General features: G+C 43.6%; 16 protein-coding genes and 1 other annotated feature. Of the genes, 15 read left to right on the top strand and 1 reads right to left on the bottom strand.

The genetic code is table 11. From position 1 onward, the window contains the following. Positions 1-34 precede the first annotated feature (34 nt). On the top strand, positions 35-415 hold the full coding sequence (locus ACY8DX_RS16775) for a DUF4181 domain-containing protein (protein ID WP_462405634.1): 381 nt from the start codon (positions 35-37) through the stop codon (positions 413-415). Positions 416-777: 362 nt separating this feature from the next. Here the strand turns inward: ACY8DX_RS16775 and ACY8DX_RS16770 are convergent, their stop codons facing one another. After that, a complete protein-coding gene (locus tag ACY8DX_RS16770; protein WP_049669906.1) occupies positions 778-1,149 on the bottom strand; it encodes a hypothetical protein in 372 nt (123 codons plus the stop codon). A 151-nt stretch (positions 1,150-1,300) separates the two neighbouring features. Here ACY8DX_RS16770 and ACY8DX_RS16765 point away from each other — a divergent pair, with 151 nt between their 5' ends. The 14 genes from ACY8DX_RS16765 to ACY8DX_RS16700 all read left to right on the top strand — a co-directional run bounded on the left by ACY8DX_RS16765 (position 1,301) and on the right by ACY8DX_RS16700 (position 14,967). After that, positions 1,301-2,629: an IS3 family transposase gene (locus ACY8DX_RS16765; RefSeq protein WP_049672034.1), complete on the top strand. Its 1,329-nt coding sequence runs from the start codon at positions 1,301-1,303 to the stop codon at positions 2,627-2,629. 262 nt (positions 2,630-2,891) lie between these two features. Continuing rightward, positions 2,892-3,920 carry a glyceraldehyde-3-phosphate dehydrogenase gene (locus ACY8DX_RS16760; RefSeq protein WP_049669907.1) on the top strand — a complete coding sequence of 343 codons (1,029 nt, stop codon included), beginning with the start codon at positions 2,892-2,894 and terminating at the stop codon, positions 3,918-3,920. Between the two features lie 258 nt (positions 3,921-4,178). After that, positions 4,179-4,553: an adenosylmethionine decarboxylase gene (speD, locus tag ACY8DX_RS16755; protein WP_049669908.1), complete on the top strand. Its 375-nt coding sequence runs from the start codon at positions 4,179-4,181 to the stop codon at positions 4,551-4,553. 161 nt (positions 4,554-4,714) lie between these two features. Next, the gene (gene nrdR / locus ACY8DX_RS16750; RefSeq protein ID WP_049672785.1) at positions 4,715-5,173 is read left to right on the top strand and encodes a transcriptional regulator NrdR; all 459 of its coding nucleotides are present in this window, start codon (positions 4,715-4,717) and stop codon (positions 5,171-5,173) included. 72 nt (positions 5,174-5,245) lie between these two features. Continuing rightward, the gene (locus ACY8DX_RS16745; protein ID WP_049669909.1) at positions 5,246-6,643 is read left to right on the top strand and encodes a replication initiation and membrane attachment family protein; all 1,398 of its coding nucleotides are present in this window, start codon (positions 5,246-5,248) and stop codon (positions 6,641-6,643) included. Beyond that, positions 6,640-7,581, top strand: a complete 942-nt coding sequence (gene dnaI / locus ACY8DX_RS16740) for a primosomal protein DnaI (protein WP_049669910.1) — start codon at positions 6,640-6,642, stop codon at positions 7,579-7,581. The genes ACY8DX_RS16745 and dnaI overlap by 4 nt, the downstream gene beginning before the upstream one ends. A 133-nt stretch (positions 7,582-7,714) precedes the next feature. Continuing rightward, entirely contained in the window at positions 7,715-8,569 is an 855-nt protein-coding gene (locus tag ACY8DX_RS16735; RefSeq protein WP_231589582.1) for a putative sporulation protein YtxC, read from the top strand. Between the two features lie 369 nt (positions 8,570-8,938). After that, positions 8,939-10,867 carry a threonine--tRNA ligase gene (gene thrS / locus ACY8DX_RS16730; protein WP_049669912.1) on the top strand — a complete coding sequence of 643 codons (1,929 nt, stop codon included), beginning with the start codon at positions 8,939-8,941 and terminating at the stop codon, positions 10,865-10,867. A 760-nt stretch (positions 10,868-11,627) separates the two neighbouring features. Further along, positions 11,628-11,759, top strand: a sequence feature (ribosomal protein L20 leader region). Between the two features lie 65 nt (positions 11,760-11,824). Further along, positions 11,825-12,328: a translation initiation factor IF-3 gene (gene infC, locus ACY8DX_RS16725; RefSeq protein ID WP_049669915.1), complete on the top strand. Its 504-nt coding sequence runs from the start codon at positions 11,825-11,827 to the stop codon at positions 12,326-12,328. 22 nt (positions 12,329-12,350) lie between these two features. Further along, the gene (gene rpmI / locus ACY8DX_RS16720) at positions 12,351-12,551 is read left to right on the top strand and encodes a 50S ribosomal protein L35 (RefSeq protein ID WP_049669916.1); all 201 of its coding nucleotides are present in this window, start codon (positions 12,351-12,353) and stop codon (positions 12,549-12,551) included. A gap of 33 nt (positions 12,552-12,584) precedes the next feature. Continuing rightward, the gene (gene rplT, locus ACY8DX_RS16715; protein ID WP_049669917.1) at positions 12,585-12,944 is read left to right on the top strand and encodes a 50S ribosomal protein L20; all 360 of its coding nucleotides are present in this window, start codon (positions 12,585-12,587) and stop codon (positions 12,942-12,944) included. 64 nt (positions 12,945-13,008) lie between these two features. Continuing rightward, on the top strand, positions 13,009-13,266 hold the full coding sequence (locus ACY8DX_RS16710; protein ID WP_049669918.1) for a DUF1294 domain-containing protein: 258 nt from the start codon (positions 13,009-13,011) through the stop codon (positions 13,264-13,266). Positions 13,267-13,357: 91 nt separating this feature from the next. Further along, positions 13,358-13,933 (top strand): TVP38/TMEM64 family protein, encoded by a 576-nt coding sequence (locus ACY8DX_RS16705; RefSeq protein ID WP_462405633.1) that lies wholly within the window; start codon positions 13,358-13,360, stop codon positions 13,931-13,933. Between the two features lie 167 nt (positions 13,934-14,100). After that, positions 14,101-14,967, top strand: coding sequence for an aldose epimerase family protein (locus tag ACY8DX_RS16700; RefSeq protein WP_049669920.1), 867 nt, complete (start codon positions 14,101-14,103; stop codon positions 14,965-14,967). The last annotated feature ends 24 nt before the right edge of the window (positions 14,968-14,991 follow it).

Genomic DNA, 14,991 nt, shown 5'->3' with positions numbered 1-14,991 from the left:
TAAAATATAAACATATAAGGGTGTGAGCAAAAAAATGCAGTCATTGATACAATTAATTGTTGTTATAACAATGAGTACAATCTTCGTCACGAATGTAGTTGATAACATTGTTCGAAAATGGTTTGGTAAAGACAAGGTGGCTCAAAGAAAAGAATACTTTACAAAATATGAGTTGTGGGTAAAACTAATCACACTTTCTTTAATTGCAGTTCTTTCTGTTCGTGTAGGTATAGAATCATCATACACATATATATTAATTCTTATATCTTGCGTAACTTTATTTGGGTATGACGCTTTATTAGAGAAGAAATATATCGAGAACTCTAAAGACTATTTATTCACTTTTTTAGCTGGTTTACTAAAGGCTCCACTTATGATGATATTAGTTGTCATATATAATACTGTCAGTAATTAGGATGCAATGGCCCTTTATGAGATAATTGCTTGTTTCTCTTCAAAATTAATAAAGTTTGTGAACAAATGTACTTAAACTAACGGGGGCGTTAGTTAAACAATGGAGACAGCCAAAATGCTGTCTTTTTCTTATGGCATTAGCAACAATCCTTACGAAAAGAGCCTTTTTATTCAACATCTAGCTCTTTCTTTGTTAACGACACCCTTGGTATTTTGCAGGGTTATTTAAGAGGACATTTTACCTGTTTCTTGCCTTTGTTTGAATCCCCTTTTGCCCTAAGGTTCTCCTGAGTTAAGACAAACAAGCAGAGGAACTCTCCACTGCTTGTTTTGCCTGATTTGCTGGAACGAATCGAACTTCTTTTACTCCTCTATCCATTGGGTTCGCAAGGCAGCCATAATGGTGATGGTGAGGATGACTGACACAATCCCCATGGTTTGGAGACCGTGGATCCATTCTTTGGCGTCTAAGGCACTTGGCTCTCCCATCGTTGCAAAGATGGGCACAAACAAGCATAACTGAATGCCCCCCATGAACATTGCCATGGAACGAGCATAAGCAGGGGTCGCCGTCCCGAGGATTCCATATCCCAAAACGGCGACCCCTGTAATGATGCCAATCCAGATGACCGATTGGGTACTCACACTTTCGTAGCAAAGAAATACCACAGCGGCTAACGCTCCTGCCAAAAAGATTGCCAAACCAATGGCTGAACGAATGACCTGTTCTTTCATCTTTCTCCCTCCTTTTCGTCATCTGATTCTTTTTAACTGGTTGGCTTTCGAAGTAAACTGGTACCTGTAGTTAGGACACTTGAAAAAGAGTGTCCTAGCTACAGGTTTTCTTATATACTAGAGGTCATGAAATAAGATACAAGGGGATACCATGAGTAAGATTACATTTACATCTAGAGAGATTAAACTACTTCAAAAAAACCCAAATGTACAACGTGTCAGCGAGCGATCCATCACCTATACAGATGCATTTAAAAATAGATTTATTGATGAGTATATGACGGGAAAGCTTCCCCGGCAAATTTTTATGGAGGGCGGTTTTGATGTCGACCTCATTGGAATGAAGCGAATCGAACAATCGGCCTATAGGTGGAAGAAAGCCTATGAAACCAATGGGTTACTTGGACTCACGGATTCAAGGAAAACGGCATCTGGAAGGCCGTTAAAACGGGAACTCTCACCATCTGAAGTGATTAAACGCCAAGAAGCTCAAATTAAGCTGTTGGAAGGACAAATAGAGCTATTAAAAAAGCTAGAAATGACCGAAAGGAGGCTGTTAAACGAAAGTCAAAACCTCGCTCCAAATAGAATCTATCAGCTGATTTATGAGACCTTGGAACAACATTCATTCAAGCGATTGACGGCATACTTTTGTGCCCTCTTAGGCGTATCCCGTTCGGGTTACTACAGTTACTTAAAGGCTTTTGAGGTCCGTAAAGCAAGAGAACAATTAGATTTAGAAGCGAAAGAGCTCATTTTAAAAGCGTTTAAACGACGCGGGTATAAGAAGGGGTCTCGCTCCATTAAGATGGTATTAGAAAATAAGTATGGAGTCCACTTTAGTCGAAAAAAGATTCAACGAATCATGAGGAAATATGGGATTGTCTGTCCTCACAGGAGGTCAAATCCTTATAGGAAAATCGCCAAAGCCACTAAGGAACACCAGGTCGTTCCAAACAAGTTGAACCGAGAATTCAAACAAGGAGTTCCTGGTAAAGTACTATTAACAGATATCACCTATTTGCCATATGCCGGAAGACAGATGGCTTATTTGTCGACCATAAAAGATGCCTCGACGAACGAAATCCTCGTTTACCATGTTTCAGACCGAATTACATTGGATATCGCCACGCAGACGATCCATAAGTTAATGAACAACAAGAAAGTAAAATTAGACAAGGATGCGTTTATCCACTCCGATCAAGGAAGCCATTACACAAGTCCTCGTTATCAAAAATTATTGAAGAAATATGGATTGGGACAATCCATGTCTCGCCGGGGAAACTGTTGGGACAATGCCCCTCAGGAATCGTTCTTTGGGCACCTCAAAGATGAAGTCGATTATCGATCTTGCCAGACACTGAATGAACTAAAGGCCAAAATAAAGCACTACATCAATTACTATAATCATGACCGTTATCAATGGAACTTAAAGAAGATGACCCCTGTTCAATTTAGGAATCATCTTCTCGTAGCTTAGTCTCTTTTTTTAATGTGTCCTTGACAGGGGTACCAGTTTAAAGAGCCCTCTCCTTTTATTATCCTTTGTTCATCCTCGAATCGTTTGCCAGGGCTACCCTATATGCTAATAGTTATCGCATTGAATTATTCCCATTTTATGCAAATGGAAGGGTTTTAATTGCCAAAAAAAGGCGTTCAAACTATACAGTATTTTATCTAATGTGCTATACTATTTATATAATTTTTGGTTAATTGTATAACTCATATTAGGGGGAAATGGAATGAAGGCTAGAGTTGCAATCAATGGATTTGGTCGTATCGGGAGAATGGTATTCCGGAAGGCCATCAAAGAAGACAACATGGAAATTGTAGCGATCAACGCCAGCTATCCTGCGGAAACACTAGCGCATTTAATAAAGTATGATACTACTCATGGACGATTTGAGGGGGAAGTCGTTCCACATGAGGATCATTTAGTCGTGGATGGGAAGAAAGTATTGCTGATTAATAACCGAAACCCGGAAGCTTTGCCGTGGAAAAGTCTTGAAATTGATATCGTGATTGAAGCAACTGGCAAATTCAATCATCGTGATAAGGCATCTCTTCATTTAACAGCTGGGGCGAAGAGGGTAGTGCTTACAGCGCCGGGTACAAACGAAGATGTCACAATTGTCATGGGTGTCAATGAAGAGCAATTGGATATCGCCAATCATTTCGTTATCTCTAATGCCTCGTGTACAACGAATTGCCTGGCTCCGCTTGCCAAGGTGCTTGATGAGCAGTTTGGCATTGATAATGGCTTGATGACAACGGTTCATGCCTATACGAATGACCAGAATAATATCGACAATCCGCATAAAGACCTGCGGAGAGCAAGAGCTTGTGCACAAAGTATCATTCCGACTACAACAGGTGCTGCCAAGGCTTTATCACTCGTTCTGCCACAATTAAAGGGCAAGCTGCACGGGACAGCGCTCCGTGTGCCGACGCCGAATGTATCTCTTGTGGACTTGGTCGTTGACTTGAAAACACCAGTTACGGCTGATGATGTCAACCGAGCATTGAGGAATGCAGCAGGCGGAAAGCTCGCTGGGATCATGGAGGTTTGCGAGGAACCGCTCGTTTCCATTGATTTCACCACCAATCCGCATTCAACCATTATTGACAGTCTGTCAACCATGGTGATTGGCGAACAAAAGGTAAAGGTCCTTGCTTGGTATGATAATGAATGGGGCTATTCATGCAGGGTTGTAGATTTAGTGAACCATGTAGCCCATTTACTCGTAAAGGAAAAAGCACAAGTAAGCTGAATAAGGATAGTAAAAACCGCTCCCGTATAAATGGGAGCGGTTTATTTTTGGACAACGAGTATGGGAAGAAATACAAGAATTGGCAGGGTTTTGTTGCAAAAACAACCTAAAAATTATATACTAAAAACCGTGAACTTCATATCCTGGCACTGGCTGCTTAAAGGGTTAGGACCTCGTAGGACTAACTTTCCCCCGTGGCAGTTGCGGCCAGAAACGAAGGTATCAAATTCGTTTAAATGCTTGAAGGGGGAATTAAATATGAAAACTATTGGTCGTCATGTCATTTCGGAATTATGGGGCTGTGATTTAACAAAGTTGAACGATATGAATAAGATCGAGCAAATTTTTGTAGATGCTGCACTTAGGTCGGGAGCTGAAGTAAGAGAGGTTGCCTTTCATAAATTCGCCCCCCAAGGAGTCAGTGGAGTCGTCATCATTTCTGAATCGCATTTAACGATTCATAGTTTTCCGGAACACGGTTATGCTAGTATTGATGTATATACTTGCGGTGACCTTGATCCGAACGTTGCAGCTAACTATATCGCTGATGCCTTGAATGCTCAAAAGAAGGAAACCTTTGAGATACCAAGAGGAATGGGGCCTGTTGCTGTAAGAAGAGTTCACGCCATGTAAATTCAACTATTTGAAAGGGATGCCGATTAAGAATCGCATCCTTTTTTTGACGAATCGCCGTATAATACAAAGCAGCTTTTGTCTATTTGAAACAAACACTTGTCCAAAAGGGCTTGTTTCTATAAGATAGAACTATAGAGAAAGGGACGGTGCTAATCGAAATGATATGTCCAACTTGCCACCATAACGGGACAAGAGTGCTCGATTCCCGGCCTGCGGATGAAGGTCGTTCCATACGCAGAAGAAGAGAATGTGAGTCCTGCGGCTACCGGTTTACCACGTTTGAGAAGGTAGAGGAAATACCTTTGATTGTGGTGAAGAAAGACGGTGCCCGTGAAGAATTCAGTCGTGAGAAGATCCTTCGCGGATTAATCAGGGCATGTGAGAAACGCCATGTTGCCTTGAAGGAACTAGAGGAAATCACGACAGAAGTAGAGAAGGAACTGCGAAATCAGGGCTTCTCCGAGGTGAAGAGCGACCATATTGGAGAGATGGTCATGGACCGTCTTGCTGAGGTGGATGAAGTCGCCTATGTAAGGTTTGCCTCTGTTTATCGACAGTTTAAAGATATCAACGTATTTATTAAGGAATTAAAGGAATTAATAAAAAAAGAAGATTAAAACAGGGCTGAAGGCAGTTTCTTTAGCTCTTTTTTGCCATTATCACTTCTTGCAGGCGAAAGGTTTGTAAATATGATGCAATATTCCTGGATGTTCGTAAACCCAAAAGATCGATATGTTGTCCTGTATAAGGATAAATTGTCAGAGATGGATCATAAGGTGATTCAGTATCTGTATCAGCCGCTGATCGGCGGTCTATCTATCTCGCTGTATTTGACCTTCCTTAACGAGGTGACTACCGGGATGATGTATTCAAAGCAGACCACCCACCGATGGCTGATGGATGTACTCGGTATGCCGCTTGATGACATCTATCAATGCCGCAGAAGGCTAGAAGGAATCGGCTTGTTAAAGACCTATAAGAAGGCTGCTGCCGAAGGAAATGTCTTTATTTATGAAATCATGCCTCCGCTCACGCCGGATGCATTTTTCCACGATGATCTATTGCCAATTTATCTTCAGCAAAAGCTCGACAGCAGACATTATGAGCGGCTCTTATCGATGTTTTCTGATAAGAAGATTCCAGATGATTATGAGGATGTTACTCACTCATTTACGGATGTATTTGAATCAGAGTTCAAGAATCCGAAGGAATTGGCTGAGCCGAAAACAACGACCCAAAATCAGTTCTTCTCTAAAGATGTGCAGGGATACAGCGCTAATTTCATTGAGCAATTTGACTTTGAATTATTATTTGCGTCCTTAAAGAGCAGCTTTATCTCGCGGAAATCCTTTACTCCAGCTGTTATGGAGGCGGTCGCGACGCTTGCCTATCTTTACAAGATAGGGGTTATGGACATGAGCAAGCTCATCCTCCGCTGTCAAAATGAGCATGAAGAGATAGATATTGACGAGCTGCGCAAAAGTGCGCGTGAGCTGTTCTTAATCAATCATGGTGAGGAAATGCCGGCTATTATTGAACGGGTGCAGCCGGAATATGAGCGCACCATCTTTGAGCCGAAAACGCCTGAGGAGCATTTACTTTATACATTTGAAACGACATCACCGCTGGAATTTCTAGTCAGCTTATCTGAAGGCGCTCTGCCATCAGAGAAAGATCTGGCGCTTGTTGAAAAGGTGATGGTTAATCAAAAGCTGCCGCCAGGCGTTGTTAATGTCCTTCTCCATTATGTCATGCTACGTTCGGATATGAAGCTTCAGGCAAGCTATGTGGAGACGATTGCCTCCCATTGGGCCCGCAAAAAGATTACGACCGTACGCGAAGCCTATGATACAGCCAAGAGTGAGCATAAGAAGTACCAAAAATGGGCCGATGAGAAGCAGAATAAAACGGCCAAAACAACGAATCGCCGCGTAAATACCTCCGGAAGGAAAGAAATGATTCCAGAATGGATGGATGACAAGAAGAAAAAGGAGCCAGCCGCTCAGACGGAGGATATTGCTGAGAGGGCGCGGAGACTGAAGGAACAAATACAAGGCGGAACTCAGCAGGGAGGTGAGAAGCAGTGAAGAATATACAGGACTCATTGAATAAGCTGGGGAATCGAGAGAGCTTCCAGAAAAGATGGGATGAAATGCGCAATCTGGTTTTGAGCAACCCGGATGTTCGCGCCTTTTTGCGTGAGCATGAGGATGAATTGACCAATGACATGGTTGAGAAGAGCATGAACAAATTGTATGAGTATGCGACTCAAACGAAGACATGTGATGAATGTCCATCGCTTGAAAGCTGCCGTAACTTAATTGGCGGACATACCCCGCGCTTATTCATCCAAGGAAAGAGAATTGATGTATCCTATGAGCCATGCCGCAAGAAACTCCTCCATGAGGAGAAGAACCGCCTGCGGAAGCTGATTCACGCGAGCCATGTGCCGAAGGAGATTGTGAATGCAACCTTCGCTGATTTATATATTGATGAGTATGTGACAGAGGCGAGAATTGAAGCAATCGAGAAGGCTAAGAATTTCGTCGATAATTATAAAAAAGGCATCCATAATAAAGGGCTCTATTTATACGGGGAATTCGGTGTCGGCAAGACGTATCTCCTCGGCGCCATTGCTAATGGCTTGTCAGAGGACGGCATCTCCTCCCATATTGTCTATTGGCCCGAGTTCCTGCGTGAGTTGAAAGGCTCCTTCGCTGAAAACACCTTCAATCAAAAGATCGATGCCCTCAAAGAGGTACAGGTCCTAATGATTGATGATATCGGAGCGGAGACCATGAGTGCGTGGGCCCGTGATGACGTGCTCGGTCCGATTCTCCAATACCGGATGCATGAGAATTTGCCGACCTTCTTTACATCGAATTTCAACTGGAAGGAGCTCGAACATCATTTCTCTTATACCCAACGAGGAGAAGAAGAGCGCGTGAAGGGGAAACGAATCATGGAACGTGTCCGGAATCTGACTGTACCAGTCGAGATGGATGGAAAGAACAGAAGAGAATAGAAATGGAGGCTGCCTTTGTTGGCAGTCTTTTTTCATACCTCATAATTTGATCCTGCCATTCTAAAGGAATGCATTGTCCCATATATATGGATTATAAAGTTTCGTTAAGTTTGGAGGGATTTGGTTGCTCACGGTGTATTTTGATTCACGGGAAGAACAAGCCTGCTGGCAAATGCGCTTGCAGAATAGTCGTCCAATCATCCAACAGGCAGTCTGTCCAGCCGAGAACGATGAACAAGCGTTCATCTCCTTCCGCCTTGAACCGAATCAGGATCAGGCAGTCTGCCTTGCTTTGATAGAATTCTTATTCTCCTTTTTCTCATCTTATCATTTGGAGAGGAAAATCCGGGAAATCATTGAGGAACGCTATTTCTTCCAAGATGAGGATGAGGTGGAGCACATAGCGGAAATGGCTATGCTAATGTGGGAGGGGGAAGTTGTCTATCACGGAGCGAATAATCTTCCAAAGAAGGTAAGGCAAAGGATATTAGGCTTGTTCCAGGACATTGTCTCTGAACAAGTTCCTTTTTCCTATCAATCCTTATGGAATTTCCGAATGCGCTCCATACAGGATGATCTCGTTGCGCTCGTTGGTATTGCCATTGATGAATATAAGCTTGAACAGGATTATCAGGAGTTTATTTACCTGATTCGAGGGCTCCTTGAGGTAAGGCGTCCGCTATTAGAGGAGGTCCATCTCGTCTACAATGACGAATTCTTCTTTTATAATCAGCATTTTCAGCTCATATCCAAACGGAATCTTGCAAACACAATTGACCGTAAGCTGATGGCAGAAAATCCGATGTTCGTGGATTCCAATACGATTGCTCCTCTCGTTTCGATGGCGCCGCGGAAAATTTTTATTTATGCTGAAGATGAGGAAATTCGAATTATCCGGACGCTCCAAAAAATCTTTGAGGAACGGATTATTATTGCTCACCCTAGAAGCTTTGCTGAGCGTGTGAGGGAAGCGGGGGATACGAGATAATTTTATTCAACCTCCTTGCTTTTGTCATCATAAGCTTTTATAATTACCTACATACCAAACCTCATATAGAAGATAAGTTATGATAAGGACACGGGCATGATCAAACGCTTTGCGTTTAGAGAGGGAAGCCGCCGGCTGAAAGCTTCCTCGCAACAGCAGATATGCTTACCACCTTTGAACTTCAGTCAGGAACGCTTACGAAGGGCTAGTATTGGCTGACGGAGAACTCCGTTAACAGAAACTAAGTGTCGGCAGAAATGCCGGAATTTGGGTGGAACCGCGGGTATTATGACTAAATCCATAACAGCTCGTCCCTTGATATATATTGAGGGGCGGGCTTTTTATTTTGCAAAAAAAGGAGTGGCAGACATGGCCGAGAAAATTAACATTACATTCCCGGATGGAGCGGTAAAGGAATTTGATGCCGGGACAACAACTGAACAAATCGCTTCCTCCATCAGTTCAGGCTTAAAGAAAAAGGCACTTGCCGGCAAGGTGAACGGAGCCCTTTATGACCTGCGTAGACCAATCCTTGAAGATGCTTCTGTTGAAATCATCACACCAGATCAGCCGGAAGCACTTGAGATTCTTCGCCACAGCACAGCGCACTTAATGGCTCAAGCTGTGAAACGTATCTACAAAAACGTAAAATTCGGAGTAGGTCCGGTCATTGAAGGCGGATTCTACTATGATATGGATCTTGATGAGTCCATCACACCAGAAGACCTTCCGGTGATTGAGAAGGAAATGAAAAAAATCATCAATGCGAACCTTGAGGTTGTACGTAAAGAAGTCAGCCGTAATGAGGCGAAACGTCTCTTCGAAGAAATTGGTGATGAGTACAAGCTTGAATTGATTGATGCGATTCCTGAAGATGAAACCGTCACAATCTATGAACAGGGTGAATTCTTTGACCTATGCCGCGGAGTACACGTACCATCCACAGGCAAAATCAAGGAATTTAAATTATTGAACATCGCTGGTGCATACTGGCGCGGAGACAGCGACAATAAAATGCTTCAACGCGTATATGGTACAGCTTTCTTCAATAAAGCGGACCTTGATGAGCACCTTCGCCTCCTTCAAGAAGCGAAAGAGCGTGACCACCGTAAGATTGGGAAAGAGCTTGACCTGTTCATGAACTCCCAATTGATTGGACAAGGCCTTCCATTATGGCTTCCAAAAGGAGCGACAATCCGTCGCGTGATTGAGCGCTATATCGTGGATAAAGAGCAAAAGCTTGGATATGACCATGTATACACACCAATCATGGGAAGCGTGGATCTATACAAAACATCCGGACACTGGGACCACTACCAAGAGAACATGTTCCCTATCATGGATATGGATAATGAGCAGCTTGTCCTTCGCCCGATGAACTGCCCGCACCACATGATGATTTACAAAAATGACATCCACAGCTATCGTGAGCTTCCAATCCGTATTGCTGAGCTTGGCATGATGCACCGCTATGAAATGTCCGGTGCCCTTGCTGGACTGCAGCGTGTACGCGGGATGACATTGAATGATGCCCACGTCTTCGTTCGCCCTGATCAAATCAAGGACGAATTCAAGCGTGTCGTGAACTTAATTCTTGAGGTATACAAAGATTTCGGCATGGAGGACTACTCCTTCCGTCTTTCTTACCGCGATCCGGAAGATAAAGAAAAATACTTCGATGATGACGCAATGTGGGAAAGAGCACAATCCATGCTGAAAGAAGCCATGGATGAGCTTGGCCTTGACTATTACGAAGCAGAAGGAGAAGCAGCCTTCTACGGACCAAAACTAGACGTTCAAGTGAAAACAGCCCTTGGAAAAGACGAAACACTTTCCACTGTACAGCTTGACTTCTTGCTGCCAGAACGTTTCGACCTAACATATGTTGGCGAAGACGGCAAACAGCACCGTCCGGTTGTTATCCACCGCGGTGTCGTATCCACAATGGAACGCTTCGTTGCCTTCTTGATTGAGGAATACAAAGGAGCCTTCCCAACATGGCTCGCACCGGTACAGGTACAAGTCATCCCTGTATCTCCGGATGTACACCTTGATTACGCGAAGAAAATCGAAGCAGACCTCCAAGCAGCAGGACTGCGCGTAGAAGTGGACCTTCGCGATGAGAAAATGGGCTACAAAATCCGTGAAGCTCAAATGCTCAAGATCCCGTACATGCTCGTCATTGGTGACCAAGAACAAGAAAACGGCCAAGTCAATGTCCGCAAATACGGAGAACAAAAATCCGAAGTTATGCCTTTTGAAGACTTCCTTACAATCATCAAAGGCGAATTGAAATAACGAGTAGAGAAAGACCCAAATGCATGCGCATTAGGGTCTTTTTTTGCGTCCTTTTACAGGTCTGTGGGTCTTTGAAAGTACTGTCAGGCTACTGCTCGTCGATGGAAGGGGGAAAGCATGGGAGAAAGCCCAGTGGAATCCCACCCTGTGCCCATGCAAAAGGGGGATGAAAGGTGGGAAGAGTGTGGGAGAAGCGTGGCACTGCCCAGAGAAAGTCCACCCTTTACCCATACAAAGGGTATGAAAGGTGGGGAGAGTGTGGGAGAAGCGAGGCACTGCCCAGGGGAAGCCCACCCTTTGCCCATACAAGGGGGATGAAAAGTGGGAAGAGTGTGGGAGAAGCGAGGCACTGCCCAGAGGAAGCCCACCCTTTACCCATGCAAAGGGGATGAAGAGTGGGCAAAGGGTGTTAAAAAGGTGGTCATCGTCAGAGAAAGCCCACCCTTTGCCCATGCAAAGGGGATGAAGAGTGGGCAAAGGGTGTTAAAAAGGTGAGCATCGTCAGAGAAAGCCCACCCTTTGCCCATGCAAAAGGTATAAAGGGTGGTCAAAGATAATCAAACAAGGGCTTAATCCAGCAGCCCCTTTTACCCAATTCTCCTCATCATAAAACCTCTCAAATCAAATGTTTATCAAAAAAATCTTGCCTTACAATCGATAGTCTGTTAAAATTGTTTTTGTTGTCATAAGAACGAACAATTATTGACATGTTACTGGGCAATGTGTTATTATGTTTTAGTGAGCAATTTAATATAGCACTTTTTGAAAGAAGAAGCACCCGCTTCTCACCTGTATGGCACTCATGATGAGCAGCTGACCGGTTACGATTAGTTAATCTGACAGTATGTCTTATTATGGGCGGGTGTGTGTACACCGGTCTTTTTTATTGCCTAAAAAGCTATATAAACTATTTTGCCCTAAAATTTTTGGAGGTGGCTTATTATTAGCAAACAAGACATGATCTTAAACGAAGGCATTCGTGCCCGTGAAGTACGTCTAGTTGACCAAAACGGTGAGCAGCTCGGAATCAAATCCCGCAATGAGGCGTTAGAAATCGCTACTCGCGTGAATTTGGACCTTGTGCTTGTTGCACCGAATGCAAAGCCTCCTGTCGCCCGTATCATGGACTATGGTAAGTTCCGTTTCGAGCAACAGAAGAAGGAAAAAGAAGCTAGAAAGAATCAAAAAACAATCAGCTTAAAAGAAGTTCGTTTAAGCCCAACGATTGACGAGCATGACTTTAATACGAAGCTTCGCAATGCCATCAAGTTCCTTGAAAAAGGCGATAAGGTTAAAGCAAGCATTCGTTTTAAAGGACGGGCTATTACCCATAAAGAAATCGGACAACGCGTATTGGTTCGCTTTGCAGAAGAATGCAAAGAAGTGGCGTCTGTGGAAACAGCGCCGAAAATGGACGGACGCAGCATGTTCTTGATTTTAGCACCGAAAAACGAAAAGTAATGTTTCGAGGAGGAAATTTCCTATGCCAAAAATGAAAACTCACAGAGGCGCTGCAAAGCGATTCAAAAAAACTGGTTCTGGTAAGCTTAAGCGCAGCCATGCTTACACTAGCCACTTATTCGCTAACAAATCTACTAAAGCAAAACGTAAACTACGTAAAAGTGGAATGGTTAGCTCCGGAGATTTCAAACGCATTCGTCATCTTTTAGACAATATCAAGTAATTGAGAACGACTCAATTTTAGGAGGAATTAGATATGCCACGTGTTAAAGGCGGTACAGTGACGCGCAAACGTCGTAAAAAAGTATTAAAGCTAGCTAAAGGTTATTATGGTTCAAAACATACATTATACAAAGTTGCTAATCAGCAAGTAATGAAATCCTTGCAATATGCATTCCGCGATCGTCGCCAAAAGAAACGCGACTTCCGTAAACTTTGGATCACTCGTATCAATGCAGCAGCACGCATCAACGGTCTTTCTTACAGCCGTTTAATGCACGGTTTGAAACTTGCTGGTATCGAAGTGAACCGCAAAATGCTTGCTGAGCTTGCTATCAGCGATGCAGCTGCTTTCGCTCAATTGGCAGAAACAGCTAAAAAAGAACTTAACAAGTAATTGTTAGGATAAGGCGCTTCCAGATGGAGGCGCCTTTCGTTTTATCTTAGAGGGGGGATTATATATGATATTGGCTGGTTACATAGCTGTGATGAGTGTGGTGCTGCTTGTGATGATGAAGATTGATAAGGAACGTGCGAGACGCAATCAATACCGAATAAGCGAGAGGACCCTGTGGGTGACGGCGCTTCTTGGAGGAGCGATTGGCGGGGTGCTTGGTATGCAGCTTTTCAGGCATAAGACGAAGCATTTGTCCTTTCGAATCGGCTTTCCTCTTTTGGCTCTCGTGGATGCGGCGGCATTGGTATTTGTACTGATTTAAGTGGTCATAATCAGCGGGGCTTGCATATATTAATAAAGAGTGAAGGTACAAGACTTTAGCAGCAAGACAGACAACCAAATGGGGTGTGACCATGGGAGAAAACTATACGATCTTACTGGCCTTCATCGAGTCAGCTGGATATATGGCTCCTATCATTTTTGTGTTATTCCATGTGCTTCGCCAGCTCTTATTTATTCCGGTAGCCGTCGTGTGTTTGGCGGGCGGCATGCTTTTCGGCCCGCTGCTCGGGTCGATTTTATCGCTGATTGGATTATGGCTGTCATCTGTTGTGTTTTATTTTATGATCAATCAAACGCCATCCTTGCAGAAGAAGCTTGAACGCTTGGATGAGAAGACGCTGAAATTCGGGGGAAGAATCAATGTTTTTCAGGCGTGTGTGCTGCGTTTGATTCCGTTCATCCATTTTCAGCTGTTGAATTTTTATTTAATGGGCAATAGCCGCCGTTTTTCTCAATATGCAAAGGCTGTGTTTTGGACGAACGTCCCACTGGCTTTTTTCTATACGATTTTTGGCCATTCGATAGCGAGCTTTTCAATCGAGATGGGCGTCATTATTCTTGTTGCTCTCGCTGGATTGATTTTTTTCATGCGTGAGAAAAAGGTCGTCATTAAATGGAGTCATTTCTTCTCTCATTCTGAGCGTTAAGGATCCTGCAGCTTGTATAGGCGGCAGGATTTTTTTGTTTTGGATAATTTTTCTTGTTAAGGGTAGCTAAATGGGGTTTGAATTGGCTGTATTGGTATGGGAAGATGAAGGAGAGCCTGATTTTTCTGTGAAATCAGCCTTTTGAAAATAAAAAGGATGGGTTGCCGATGTATCAAATTAAACAATATTTAGACGGACAATATCAAGTATATGAGTTGATTGATTCCCAATCTAAAGCTTGGGTGAAGGCTGCGCCAGAGCGTGGAGGTATCATTATTGGATATGGCACAGAAGGTACGGAGCTTCTTTATTTGAATAATGAGACCTTCCAGGACGAGAAGGCGAATGTAAGAGGAGGAATTCCGATTCTATTCCCAATCTCCGGTCAGCTAGAGGGCGGAAAATATGAATGGGCTGGTACTGTCTATAAGATGAAGAACCATGGTTTTGCCCGAAATATGCCTTGGGAGGTTATGGAGACAGGCGCAACGAACGATGAGGCTTTCATGACCATCCGCCTGAAAAGCAATGAAGAAACGAAAGAATCGTATCCATTTGATTTCGAGGTCATTTATACATACCGCCTGCAGGAAGGAAAACTTTCTATTGAGCAGGAATACAAGAACGAATCGGATGTGGAAATGCCAATCTATCCTGGTTTCCACCCTTATTTCAAAACAGCAGAAAAGAATCTTTCTTATCATACAGACGCGAAGACCTTCCTTGATTATAATGACGGGCAGGTCAAGCCTGTTGAGAGCGGCCTGAGCCTTGAAGGGAAAAAGGAATCCTTAGCCTTGCTTGATGCAGCTGCAAAAAGAATTGATTTCCCGCTTCCAGAGGTCTCCAAGTCGGTTACACTGGAGTACGGGGAGGAGTTCCGCTATGTGGTCTTATGGACAGAGGCTGGAAAGGAATTTGTTTGTGTGGAGCCTTGGTTTGCTCAAACAGATGAATTCAATCGGAAGGACGAATTAACCTATATTCAGCCAAAAGAGACTTTGAAAACCGTCCTTACGATATCAGCAAAATAAAAAGCTGCCCTTATAGCCGGACAG

The sequence above is a fragment of the Gracilibacillus sp. Marseille-QA3620 genome (assembly GCF_054950035.1).
Note: the sequence above shows the minus strand (reverse complement) of the source record. Positions and strands in the feature narration are given on the sequence as shown.

What these genes read in the sequence shown, in the direction of transcription:
- infC (WP_049669915.1), top strand. Translation starts at nt 11,825, where the DNA reads ATGATCTTAAACGAAGGCATTCGTGCCCGTGAAGTACGTCTAGTTGAC.
- ACY8DX_RS16775 (WP_462405634.1), top strand. Translation starts at nt 35, where the DNA reads ATGCAGTCATTGATACAATTAATTGTTGTTATAACAATGAGTACAATC.
- speD (WP_049669908.1), top strand. Translation starts at nt 4,179, where the DNA reads ATGAAAACTATTGGTCGTCATGTCATTTCGGAATTATGGGGCTGTGAT.
- ACY8DX_RS16765 (WP_049672034.1), top strand. Translation starts at nt 1,301, where the DNA reads ATGAGTAAGATTACATTTACATCTAGAGAGATTAAACTACTTCAAAAA.
- ACY8DX_RS16705 (WP_462405633.1), top strand. Translation starts at nt 13,358, where the DNA reads ATGGGAGAAAACTATACGATCTTACTGGCCTTCATCGAGTCAGCTGGA.
- nrdR (WP_049672785.1), top strand. Translation starts at nt 4,715, where the DNA reads ATGATATGTCCAACTTGCCACCATAACGGGACAAGAGTGCTCGATTCC.
- thrS (WP_049669912.1), top strand. Translation starts at nt 8,939, where the DNA reads ATGGCCGAGAAAATTAACATTACATTCCCGGATGGAGCGGTAAAGGAA.
- rpmI (WP_049669916.1), top strand. Translation starts at nt 12,351, where the DNA reads ATGCCAAAAATGAAAACTCACAGAGGCGCTGCAAAGCGATTCAAAAAA.
- ACY8DX_RS16745 (WP_049669909.1), top strand. Translation starts at nt 5,246, where the DNA reads ATGATGCAATATTCCTGGATGTTCGTAAACCCAAAAGATCGATATGTT.
- ACY8DX_RS16710 (WP_049669918.1), top strand. Translation starts at nt 13,009, where the DNA reads ATGATATTGGCTGGTTACATAGCTGTGATGAGTGTGGTGCTGCTTGTG.
- ACY8DX_RS16760 (WP_049669907.1), top strand. Translation starts at nt 2,892, where the DNA reads ATGAAGGCTAGAGTTGCAATCAATGGATTTGGTCGTATCGGGAGAATG.
- ACY8DX_RS16770 (WP_049669906.1), bottom strand. Translation starts at nt 1,149, where the DNA reads ATGAAAGAACAGGTCATTCGTTCAGCCATTGGTTTGGCAATCTTTTTG.
- ACY8DX_RS16700 (WP_049669920.1), top strand. Translation starts at nt 14,101, where the DNA reads ATGTATCAAATTAAACAATATTTAGACGGACAATATCAAGTATATGAG.
- rplT (WP_049669917.1), top strand. Translation starts at nt 12,585, where the DNA reads ATGCCACGTGTTAAAGGCGGTACAGTGACGCGCAAACGTCGTAAAAAA.